The organism is Luteolibacter sp. LG18 (genome assembly GCF_036322585.1).
Classification (GTDB): Bacteria; Verrucomicrobiota; Verrucomicrobiia; order Verrucomicrobiales; family Akkermansiaceae; genus Luteolibacter.
This window is the reverse complement of record NZ_AP024600.1, coordinates 3,412,115-3,424,046: the sequence shown is the minus strand read 5'-3', so window position 1 is coordinate 3,424,046 and position 11,932 is coordinate 3,412,115. Positions and strand designations below refer to the sequence as shown.

Here is an 11,932-nt window from a genome sequence, read left to right as displayed (position 1 = left end):
GGCGAACCTGCGGGATGCTCACGGACAAGATTTCCTGGGTACATGATGCAATAAATGAACGAGGATGGCCGGGGGGCTTGCTCCCCGGCCATCATTCATTCGGGGTGGAAAATCCTCCAAGGAGGGCTCTGGATTTGGAGAGCGGCGAGGCATCGCCGCTTTGGGTGCCGGAGAGAATCGACGGGATTTGCAGCTGAGCTGCGGAAGAGGAGCGGCAACCAGGGAGGACGTGATTCTGGAACGTGGGAACGGGTTGGCAAATGCAGATGTTGCCCCCGGCGATGTCTCGCCTCCGCTCAAAGCGGCGATGACTCGCCGCACTCCACATCAGAGCCGATTCAACCCGGGCCCATCACGCGGAAAGGCACCAGCCACCATCCGGCGGCTGATGCCTTCCACAACGAGATCAAACGATCCCTTACTTCGTCGCCTTCAGGCGGACAAACAGCTTTCCATTCACCGCATGGCTCTTCGAAACGGCCACGCTGACCGTGTCGTCGGATGAACCATTCTCCTGGATGAAGGCGTCCGCCGAGGTGGTGGCGGGCACCGGGATGTCCGTCCACGTGGACAGGTCGGTGCTCCACTGGACATTCAACGCCACTTCCGACTCCGAGGCATCGCTGCGGGAGAAGGTGAGCACGATGTTGAAGCCGTCATCCGACTGCACCGGCAGGATGGACGCCAGCGAAACCAGCGGATCGCCGCCGAGCACGTATTCCATCAGGTTCGGGACGCCGTCATGATCCGGATCCTGGGTGGGACCGTTGTTCGTGGCCGTCAGTCCCTTGCCCGCGGCCCAGCCATCGTACGGGCTGCCGGCGGTGGTCACGCTGATCACGCCGGTGCCGGTGAAGTGCGCGTCATCGATGAAGGCCGCGCCGGAGCCGGTGGCACCGTAGGTGCCGGCCGCCGCGGCGGTGGTGCCGATGAACAACTTGTCCACCACCTCGGTGCCGGTGACATCGACCTGGCCGCCGGTGATGACGAGCGTGCCGCTGTCCGCGAGCGAGGAGCCATTGACCGCGATCTTGCCCGCATTGACGGTGGTGCCGCCGGTGTAGGTGTTCGTGCCGGTGAGCGTGAGCGTGCCCGCGCCATCCTTGGTCACACTGCCGGTGCCGCTGATGACATTCGCCACGGTGTGCGCCGTGGTCCAATTGAAGGCCAGCACGCCATTGTTCGTCACGCCGGTGGCGGCGGTGAGCATGCCATCAGTGGTGCCGTTTCCGAGGCGCAGCGTGCCACCGGCGATGGTGGTGCCGCCGCTGTAGCTGTTCGAGCCGGTCAGGGTGAGTGTGCCCGCACCGACCTTGCGCAGCGCCACGATCTTGGCGGTGGCATTGTTCACGTTGCCCGCGATGGAGGTGCTGGTGCCGAGGTGGCCGATCTCCAGCGTGGCCGTGCCGGTACCGCTGCCGGAGCCGCGGATGTTGCCGCCCGTGCTGGAAAGCGAGCCGAACTTCACCGTGTAGTCGCCGGTGCCCGCGAAAATCAGCTCACCCGCCGTGATCGAGTAGGCCGCGTTCTCGCTGGCGGACACCGCCGAGTTGAACTGCGTGTTGTTGCCGCTCGCGGTGTGCGTGAACGTGCCCGTGAACCCGGTGTGGTCGCCGGTGATGAGGACGGTGTTCGCGGTATTCTGGAGAATCGCCCCCGCGCCGGTCACCGTGCTGGTGGTGGTCTGGCTGTTCCCGGTGAAGGTCAGGGTCGCGCCGCTGGCGACGCTGATCGCGCCGCCGTTCAGGCCATTGACGGTCCCCGCCAGCGTGCCGCCGCCGATGACGGTGCCACCGGTGTAGGCGTTCGCCCCGGTGAGGGTCAGCGTGCCCGCGCCGAGCTTCGTGAAGGAACCGGTGCCTGCCAGCACGCCGGACTGGGTCACCGTGGCTCCGGAGCTGGTGACATCGAGGGCACCGCCGCCCGCGTTGATCGTGGCGCCGCGGCTCCACGTCGCATTCGCGCCGGTGTATTCCAGGATACCGCCATCGAAGGTCAGCGCGCCGGTGCCCAGCGCGGTTTCAGCGGCCACCGAAACGCGGCCGCCGCCGAACAGCACGCCACCGGGATAGGTGTAGGCACCGGTGATGGTGAGCTTGCCGGTGCCCGTCTTGACGAGGCTTCCGCTCGCAATGTCCTTGGTGCCGCCGAGCGTGTAGTTCACGGCGCTGTGGTTGAAGGTCATCGTGCCGGCCTGGAGATCGGCCACCGAGACATCGACATTGGTGTTGCCCGCGCCCACCGAGTCATCGAACAGCACATTGTCGAACAAGAGGAAATCGGTCGCCGCGCTGGTGGTGGACAGTTTCCAGTTGGAGAGGCCGGAGGCGTAGCTCCACTCGCCGCTGCCGGTGCCGGTCCAGACCGGATAGCCGGCTCCGGCGTTGCTCACCACCAGGTCGATGAAGTTGCCGTTCTGCTGGATCGTCATCGCCCGCGGCGGGGAGGAGAAACGGAAGTCCGTGGCCAAACCTCCGAACGTACCGAACTGGACCAAGTGGTACGCCCCGTCCACCGCGGGAATGGTCGAAGGGCTGACGACCACCGAGCCGACGCCTCCGCCGGTCGCCAGCGTGTTCGTCACCGCCACGGGAGCCGTGGTGGCGGAGGGATTGCACACCACGGTGCCCGTTCCACTAAAGACCAGGTTGTCCGCGGTCAGCACGCCGGTGCCCGCCTGCCCGCCCTCGACCGCGCCACCCGCCGCCACGGAAACCGTGGCCACGGTCGAACTGCCGCCAAGGAGGCCGCCGGACGCCACCGTGGCGGCTGGTGCGGTGGTGAACGGCGCGTTCACATACAGCTTGCCGCCGGTCACGGTCAGCGCGTCGCTCGCGCCACCGACAAACGTGCTGCTCGCCGCCGGATTCAGCACCACGGTGCCCGCCCCGGTCTTCTCGATCTTTGCCGAGGTGGAGCCGCCGGTGAGAAGCTTGGAAAACGTCCACGAATCCGCCGCCAGCGCGGCATTGACCTGGAGCGTGACCGCGTTGGTGGCGTTGAGCGCGACGTTGCTCGCCCAACCGGTGGTGTTGGTGAGTTTCAGCGTGCCATTGGTCAGGGTCGTCGGCGGGTTGAAGGAGATCCCGGAACCGGACAACTCCTGCGTGCCGGTGCCCACCTTTGCGAAGCCGATGGCGGTCTTGGTGCTGGAGGTCGAGAAGCTGCCGGTGAAGACCCCGTTGCCATTGCCACCGCCGACCGAAAACACGTGGCCGTTCTGTTGGGTATCCAGGGTCAACGTGCCGCTGCCGTTCAGGCCATCGATGGTTTCATTGCCATGGGCAAGGAACAGGGTGGAACCCGTATCGATGGTCACCGACGAGGTGTCCGGGATCGCACCGTTCCAGTAGGACGCGTTGTCCACCTGGTAGGCCCGGTTCTGGAGCTGGAGCTTGGTGTTGCCGGTCACCAGGATATTGCCGGTGAAGTTGTTCACCTGGACCGCGTTGTTGGCCGCGTTCATCGCCGCGGTGAGGGTCACCTGGGTACCACCGCTCACGGTGATCGCGGTGTTGCCCGCGCCGACTCCACCGGTGATGAACGGCGTGATCTGCTTGCCGCCGGAGGTGCACTGGAAGGTCACCGCGCGGTTCAGGGTGAACTGCAGATCGTTGGCGGAGCTCGTCGTCTTGCCGCTCGATCCGAGCACATCCTGCGACCACTTGATGAGCGCCGTGCCGGTGCCGTTCGCCGACACCACCACGTTGACGGCGGAGGTGTTCCCGGCGTTGTAAAAGAGAGTCAGGCCGTTCGCTCCGGTATTGGCGTCACCGAGCGTCACGGTGCCGGTGCCGAGCGAAGCGAGATTGTTCGACTGCAAGGTTCCCTGGCTCAACGTGACTCCCGAAAGCGCCGAGTTGGCGCCGCCCAGGACCACCGTGCCCGCACCGGACTTCACGATGCCACCGCCGACGATCAGCGAATTGAGGGTCGCCGTCACGCCATTGGCCGCGGTGAGCGTGGGCGTGGTGCCGTTCAGGATCAGGGCATTGGCGGTGACCGTGTAACCGGTCACATTGAACGTCAGATCGTTCGCCGTCACGCCGCCGGAGGCCAGGGTCACGGTGCCGGCGGTGGTGTCGAACACCGCATCATTGTCGGTGCCGCTCGCGGGCCAGATCGTGTTGGTGGAGCCATCCCACCAGTTGCTGTTCGTGCCCACATCCCAGGTGCCGGTGCCGCCATTGGGGTTCGGGGCAGTGGAGCCGTTGCCATCCCAGGTCAAGGATGCGGCGTTGGCGACACATAGCATGAGGGCGGAACCGAATGCGGAGGAGACCATTCGGGGGGCAATCAGATCACGGAATACGCGGGGTTTCATTGAGTATGGGAGGCGATGAGTTCAACGCAATTGGACCGCGGAACACCTGCCCGACAGGTGGGGAATGGATGTCCCGCTTATCGTGAACTATGCACGCCTCCTCATTTCCCCACTCCTACTTCATTGAAATAAACTCAATACTCAGTTAACCGGACCCATCCGAAACATCCACAAACCAAACCATTTCTCGCATCTTATCCAATACCCATTCAACAGCCCACTTCGCCCACCCGGATTGAATCGACCTTCGTATTGCTTTGGCAGAAAGGCACCCGACATCCTCTTTGAATGTCGATTCAGCCCCGGATCACCCAAAGACACCTCAGAGACTGCGGATCCTCTCGATGACCGGCTGGCCCTGGATCTGGGTGCGGAAGGCCTTCGGGGTCAGCCCCGTGACCTCCAGGAAACGCCGGTTGAAGTTGGAGAGGTTGTTGTAGCCGGCCTGGAACGCCGCCTCGGTGATCGAAAGGCGGCCGTGGGCGATCTGGGAGCACACCTTGGCCACCCGGATCTCGTTCAGATACCGGTTGAAGACACAGCCCATGTGCATCTTGAACCACCGGCTGAATGCCGCGGGCGACATCCTCACGCGTTCCGCCGCCTCCTGCTGGGTGATGGGCTCGGCCATGCGGCTTTCGATCCATGCGAGCAGGTCGTCGAGGCGCGGGTTCTGCCACGCCGACTTCCCCTCGTCGACCGCATGCAGCGAATGGACGGTGAGGCCCGCGAGCTTCGAGAAAATCCGCAGCAGGTCGGCGAAGGTCTCCAGGCTGGGAGCATCGTTCTCCGCCAGCGCCTCCATCATGCGTCCCACCTCCTCGACGCCCTTGCCGGAGAAGCGCACGCCGCGCTTCGCGCTTTGGCACAGGTCATGGAACGCCTGCACCTCCGGCAGCGTCCAAAAAGCCTCGCCCCACACCTGCGGGAGGAAGTGGATCACCGTGCAGCGCGTCTCCTCGGTCTGGTTCTTGCTCGAGAACCAGGTGTGCGGGACATTCCCCGGCAACATCGCCAGGTCACCCGCTCCGAATTTCTCCACCGAGGTCCCCACATGCCGGGTGCCGCGCCCGCTGCGGTTGAACGTGATCTCCCACTCCGGGTGGTAGTGCCACAGGAACCGATAGCTGGGCTCGCAATAGCTGCGCGCTGTGAACGCCCGCGTTTTGGTGACGGGGATCACCGTGCAGCTCGGCTGTCCATAGCCAGCGTTCAGACTCGTTCCTTGCATTCCCTTTGTTAAATGCGTATGCAAGCCTATGCAAGTCTGTAGCAGTGTTTGAACCCCGCATCTTCGTAGGATCGACGGATGCTCCAGAACGCCCAATCCCCCGCTCCCCCGGCAACCTCTCCAGGAGGAACTGTGGCACCACCCCTGCGCCTGTGCTTCATCGGCTGCGGGGCCCGGGCAAAGGCATATGCCGAGGCCGCCGCGCGCCACCCATCCGCCCTATCCACCGCCGCCGTGGCCGACCCGGTGGCCAGCCAGCGCGCGGACGTCCTGGCACTGGTCCCGGACCAAGCGGTGATGGAATTCAATACCGGTGAGGAACTCCTCGCCGCGGGCAAGCTCGGGGACGTGGCCGTGATCACCACCCAGGACCGTTTCCACTACCGCCAGGCGAAGCTCGCCCTGCACGCCGGATACGATCTGCTCCTCGAAAAACCCGCCGCCTGCACCGCCGTGGAAGTGCACGAGCTGGTGGAGCTCGCCAACTCGCTCGGCCGTCGCATCGTGCTGTGCTTCGTGCTCCGCCACACCCCCTTCTACCGGAAGGTGAAGGAGGTGATCGACAGCGGCGCGCTCGGAAAGCTGGTGAGCATCCAGGCCACCGAAGGCGTGGAGCCATGGCACTTCACCCACTCCTTCGTGCGCGGCCATTGGTCACGCAGCACCGATTCCACGCCGATGATCGTGGCGAAGTGCAGCCACGACACCGACATCCTGTCCTGGCTGGTGGATTCGGAATGGGTGGAGGTCTCCAGCTTCGCGGGCAACCAGTGGTTCCGCCCGGAAAATGCCCCGGCCGGAGCCACCGCCCGCTGCACCGATCCGTGCCCCCATGCCAACGGGGGCTGCGCCTACGCGGCCCAACGCTACCTCACCGACAAGAAGCAACCGTGGCTGCCACAGGTGATGTCGGGCTGGGCGTCCGCCAGCGACACGGACATCCTGGAGTGGCTGCGCCAGGGAAACTGGGGACGCTGCGTTTACCACTGCGATCAGGACACGCCGGACCATCAGGTCGTATCGCTGCGTTTCGCCTCCGGTGTCACCGCGCAACTGTTGATGACCGCCTTCGACCAGGGCCGCCGCATCCGCATCCACGGCACCGAGGCCGTCCTCCAGGGATCCATGCACGCCGATGGCATCGAACACCGTCTCGAACTCCGCCACCACGACGGCCGCGTGGAAGAGATCGAGGTGGAAGATCCAGGCGGAAACGGCTATGTGGGGCACGGTGGGGGTGATGACGCGCTGATCGCCACCCTGCATGAACAATTCACCGCTCCCGGCCCGTACGACAACCATCACTTCATGGCCGGCCACCTCATCGCCTTCGCCGCGGACACCGCGGCCCGGACCGGCTTGGCGATCTATCTTTCCCATCCCACGCCCCATTGACCTCCATGCATCTGCAAAGCCCGGACTGGTTCATTGTCATCGCCGCCTTCGTCCTCTTCGCGGGCATGGCGATCTGGAGCGGACGCCAGTCGAAGAGCGTCTCCGGATTCCTCGTCAGCGGCCGCTGCGCCGGACGCTACCTCCTCACCATCGCCGCCGGCATGGTCTGGATCGATGCGATCAACATCGTCGGCATGTTCGAGCTCTACTACGTCGGCGGCTTCCCGGGAATGGGCTGGGGCCTGATGATCCAGCCGCCGCTGGCCGTGTTAATGGCCGTCTCCGGCTGGGCCGTGTACCGCTTCCGCGAAACCCGCGCCATGACCGTGCCGCAGTACCTGGAGATGCGCTACAGCCGCGGCGTGCGTGTCACCGCGGGCATCGTCGCGTGGACGGCCGGGATGATCAATTTCGGCATCTATCCGGCGGTGAGCGCGCACTTCATCTCGTGCTTCTGCGGGCTGCCCGCGCACCTCGCGCTCGGCGGCATGCAAATGCCGGTGTTTCCGCTACTGATGGCGGTGATGATGGCGGTGACGCTGCTGTTCGTCTTCCACGGCGGCCATGTCACGGTGCTGGTGATGGACTTCTGCCAGGGCCTTTTCATCAACGTCGCCGCCATCCTGCTGGTGCTGGTCGTGGGCTTCACCTGGCTGAACTGGCAGGAAGTGCTGGCGGTGCTCAACCAGGCTCCCGCCGATGCCTCGCTGCTCGATCCCGTGCACACGTCGAACGTAAGGGACTTCAACCTCTGGTACTTCCTGATCGGCTCGATCGGCATGTTCTACACCCGCCTCTCGAACTTCCAGGGCCAGGCCTTCGATGCCGCCGCGCGCACGCCCCACGAGGGCCGCATGGGCAACGTGCTGGCCCAACTTCGCTGGCACACGCTGTGCCTGTTCTTCATGGTGATGGTGCTGGCCGCCCAGACGGCGCTGAAGCACCCGGCCCACGCCACGCTCGGCCACTCGATCCAGGCCTGGCTGGACGTGCTGGAGCAGCAGCACGGCGCGGCCGTCCGCGGCCAAATGACGGTGAGCACCGCGCTGGCCTTCATCCTGCCCGTCGGCGGGAAAGGCCTCTTCCTCGCCATCATGGTGGCGGCCATGATCTCGAGCAAAAGCGCCTTCATCCACTCCTTCGGTTCGATCTTCGTCCAGGACGTGGTGATGCCCTTCCGCAAGACCGCGCCCGCTCCGGAGCGCCAGTTGCGCTGGCTGCGGCTCTCGATGTTCGGCGTCACCGCCTTCGCCATTCTCTTCGGCTGCCTCTACCGCCAGACGGAGAGCATCCTGATGTACTTCGCCCTCAGTAACACGCTCTGGCTCGGCGGCTCCGGCGCGATCCTCATCGGCGGCCTCTACTGGAAAAAGGGCAACACCCGCGGCGCCTATGCCGCCATGGGCGTGGGTGCCGTGCTCGGCCTCGGCGGTTTCGCCATCATGCAGGGCTGGGAAAAATGGTTCGGCGCCCCGCTCCGGTTCTCCGTGGCCGGACATGCCTTCGAGCTCAATCCGCAGTGGTGGCTGCTCTTCACCATGGTGGTCTCGACTCTGGCCTACGTGGGCGTGTCCCTCGCCACCCGCCGTGGCGTGTCCTTCGATCTGGACCGGCTCCTGCACCGCGGCGAGTCCACCGCCGCCTCGGATGAACGCATCCCGCTGTGGAAGCGCATCTGCGGCATCACCCCGGAGTTCACCACCCGCGACCGGCTGACGGTCTACCTGCTCATGGGCTGGATCTTCGTCTGGTTCGCCGCCTGCGTCGTGATGATCGCCTTCGCGGTGGCCGGCAGGATCGGCAATGCCGAGTGGGCGGGTTTCTGGAAAATCTACCTCTGCGCCCTCTTCGGCCTGCTGGTCTTCACCACCGCCTGGCTCGGCATCGGCGGGATCAGGGACCTGAAGACCATGTTCCACCTGCTCCGCACCGGTTCCGCCGATACGGCGGAAGATGGCTCCGTGGCCACCGACCGCTCCGACGCCGCCTGACCCTTTCCTTTGTCCAATCGATTCCCACGCATTGCCCCATGAAGTCCGTTTGTTCCCTCGCGGCGCTGCTCGCTTGCGTCCAGGCCGCCACCGCCGAAGTCCAGCCACTCGCCCACTACAATCTCCAAGGCCAGGGCGGCATCCGCGATACCGCCGCTCCGCCCACCTTGGCAGGCCAAATCAAGGACGCCCCGATCCTGACCCGACAGGGATCTCCGAAGATCATGTCGGACAGCCCGGAGCCCCGGCGCCAGGTGTCCGATTCCTCGCTCAACTTCGAGGCGGACGACCAATGCTACAACGCCCCGAAAAACCTCGCCTCCGGCGACCGCTTCGTCATCGAGGTCTGGGCCCACGCCACGAAGGAAAATGACGGCGGCTGGCATACCGTCCTCGCCAATGGCGATGGCGGCAGCGGCTTCCTCATCGCCCAGAACGGCGACCAGTGGAAGGTCCTCGTCGGAGGCACCGGCGACACCACGCTTGGCAAAGTCACCGCCGGGAAATGGACCCACCTCGCCATCGTGCGGGATGGCGGGCAATGCAGCGGCTGGGTCGATGGCGTGAAGGTCTGCCAGCTCCCCAACGTCGGCGGCGGCAAGCCGAACTTCTCCCTGGGTGCCACCGCACCGGGGAAAGAGCCGTTCAAGGGCTGGATCTCCGAGGCGCGGGTCTCCTCCTTCGAGCCGGGCAAGTTCGCCCCCACCGACCTACTCCTCGATGAAGGGAAAATGAAAGTTCTCCAGGCGGCCGAGATCGCGAAACAAACCCAATTCGTGAGCGATCTCGTCAAAACGCCCGGACTCCAATCGGTGCCGGCATTCATCGAAAAGCCCACCGGCACCGATTGGTTGATCTCGCCCCCGGACCAGCCGTCCTCGCTCCAGATCCGTCCCGCCCAGGACGGGCGCAGCGCGCAGGTGCTCCTCACCAATGGCATCGTCAACCGCACCTTCCTGATCGCGGATGGCAGTCTCGGCTGCATCGGCATGCGCCGCGTCGACCGGGACATCGAGTTCATCCGCGCCGTCAAACCCGAGGCCCGCATTTGCCTCGATGGCAACTGGATCGAGATCGGCGGCCTCACCGGCGCGCCCGACCAGGCGTTCCTCAGCCCGTCGTGGCTGCCGATGCTCCATGCCAAGCCGGGCAGCTTCCGGCTCACCGGCATCGAAACCGGCGCGTGCGTGAAGCCCTACGAGTGGCGACCAAAATGCAATGCCCCGGAAAACATCGCGTGGCCCGCGAAGGGCCGCCGCATCACCTTCCAGTTCACCGCCCCGGAGGAAAGCCCCTACAAGGGCGCGGGCGTCGCCGTCAGCTACGAGATCTACGACGGCATTCCGGTGATGATGAAAACGTTCCGCTTCATCAACCGCACCGGGCGGGATGTCGTGGTCACCCGCTTCGAAGGCGAGCACCTCGCCGTCCAGCCCACGAACTCGGCGATGCTGCACGTGGAGAGCGACTACTCGTTCGCCCTGGCCAATTCCCGTGCCAGCGGCAGCGCCCTCGGCATCCATACCGGCGGCACCAAGGCCGACTTCGAAGAATATTATCACGGCGGTGGCACCACCCGCTTCCTCCGTGATCCGCAGTGGGGATCGATGGCCACGCTCAACCAGGCCGAGGATGGGGTGCTGGACGATCCGGAGAACGCCCTGCTCCTCAGCCTGCCCCCCACCGGACCGGACTGGCTGGTGAAGCCGGGCGAATCGTTCGATGCCTTCCGCACCTTCGAGATCCTGAATGACTCCACCGACCGCGAACGCAAGCTGCTCGCCCTGCGCCGCTTTTACCGGAAGCTCGCGCCACAGACGAACGAGAAGATGTTCGAGGTCCACGCGCCGGTCACGCGTGACATGAAGATCCTCGGCCCGCTCATGGACCAGATGGCCGAGATCGGCTTCGAGCAACTCCAGGCCCCCGAGCACCCCGGCGGCTTCAACTACGCGGACACCTCCGAAGGCAACGTCCAGTCGATGAAGGCCATCTGCGACTACGCGAAGACCAAGGGCATCCGCGTGGGTGCCTACCAGCTCCTGATGGCCTCCCACGGCTGGGGATCGAAGGAGGACAACTACAACTGCATCGATCCGGTCAGCAAGCAGCCCGGCAGCATGTTCGGCCAGAGCGCCTGCGGTGCCAGCGCGTGGGCGGACATGTACTACGACAACATGTGGAAGACCATCGAGGCCACCGGCATGGGCGCCTTCAAGCCGGACGGCCCCTACCACGGCGACCCCTGCGCCGCCACCGACCATCCGCACCACCGCGGACTTGCCGACTCCCAGTGGGCCCAGTGGTCGTGGATGTGCAAGGTGCTGCACGAAGGCCAGCGCCGGAACCTCTACCTCACCGTGCCGGACTGGTACTTCCTCAATGGCCAGGCCTGCACCGGCATGGGCTACCGCGAGGCCACCGACAACATCGACATCGCCCTCCAGACCGTCATCTACCGCCAGTACATCTTCGACGCCACCTGGCAGAAAACCGCGCAGATGGGCTGGGTGAACCTGAACACCGGCGTGCTGCCGGGCGGCATGGAGAAGAGCCTCGACAAGTATGAGCGGACCTTCTTCGTGATGCTCTCCTCCGGCGCCCAGGTGTGGGTGCGCGGGCACAGGCTCTACGACGGCCCGCAAAGCCGCGCGATGCTGCTGAAATGGATGGCCTGGTACCAGCGCCACCGCGAGGTCATCCTCGGCGACATCATCCATCTCCGCCGTCCCGACGGCCGCGACCTCGACTACACGCTGCACGTCAATCCCGGCGGCAAGGAGAAGGGCATGCTGATCGTGTTCAACCCGCTCGACCAGCCGGTGAAAAAGGAGATCAGCGTCCCCCTCTACTACACCGGCCTGAGCGACACCGCCTCGATCCGCCATGAGGACGGTGACGCGCGCACCGTCCCGCTCGACCGGGACTGCAACCTCAAGGTCACCGTCGAGCTCCCGCCGAACGGCTACACCTGGCACGTGATCGAATGAC

Annotated in this window: 5 protein-coding genes; 3 read left to right on the top strand and 2 right to left on the bottom strand. The window is 65.1% G+C overall.

What is annotated here, in order from left to right; genetic code table 11:
- Positions 1 to 418: 418 nt before the first annotated feature.
- Both llg_RS13835 and llg_RS13830 read right to left on the bottom strand, forming a co-directional pair.
- Positions 419 to 4,285, bottom strand: a complete 3,867-nt coding sequence (locus llg_RS13835) for an autotransporter-associated beta strand repeat-containing protein (RefSeq protein ID WP_338285264.1) — start codon at positions 4,283 to 4,285, stop codon at positions 419 to 421.
- A gap of 361 nt (positions 4,286 to 4,646) precedes the next feature.
- On the bottom strand, positions 4,647 to 5,555 hold the full coding sequence (locus llg_RS13830) for an AraC family transcriptional regulator (protein ID WP_338285263.1): 909 nt from the start codon (positions 5,553 to 5,555) through the stop codon (positions 4,647 to 4,649).
- Positions 5,556 to 5,687: 132 nt separating this feature from the next.
- On the opposite strand from llg_RS13830, the gene llg_RS13825 reads away from it, so the two are divergent.
- From llg_RS13825 to llg_RS13815, 3 genes are read left to right on the top strand one after another with little or no spacing between them, the layout of a single operon-like run.
- Positions 5,688 to 6,950: a Gfo/Idh/MocA family oxidoreductase gene (locus llg_RS13825; protein WP_338285262.1), complete on the top strand. Its 1,263-nt coding sequence runs from the start codon at positions 5,688 to 5,690 to the stop codon at positions 6,948 to 6,950.
- Between the two features lie 5 nt (positions 6,951 to 6,955).
- Entirely contained in the window at positions 6,956 to 8,941 is a 1,986-nt protein-coding gene (locus tag llg_RS13820; protein ID WP_338285261.1) for a hypothetical protein, read from the top strand.
- 38 nt (positions 8,942 to 8,979) lie between these two features.
- Positions 8,980 to 11,931 (top strand): LamG domain-containing protein, encoded by a 2,952-nt coding sequence (locus llg_RS13815; protein ID WP_338285260.1) that lies wholly within the window; start codon positions 8,980 to 8,982, stop codon positions 11,929 to 11,931.
- Position 11,932: the final 1 nt, after the last annotated feature.

Coding starts and splice junctions, on each gene's coding strand:
- llg_RS13835 (WP_338285264.1), bottom strand. CDS start 4,285: ATGGTCTCCTCCGCATTCGGTTCCGCCCTCATGCTATGTGTCGCCAAC.
- llg_RS13830 (WP_338285263.1), bottom strand. CDS start 5,555: ATGCAAGGAACGAGTCTGAACGCTGGCTATGGACAGCCGAGCTGCACG.
- llg_RS13820 (WP_338285261.1), top strand. CDS start 6,956: ATGCATCTGCAAAGCCCGGACTGGTTCATTGTCATCGCCGCCTTCGTC.
- llg_RS13815 (WP_338285260.1), top strand. CDS start 8,980: ATGAAGTCCGTTTGTTCCCTCGCGGCGCTGCTCGCTTGCGTCCAGGCC.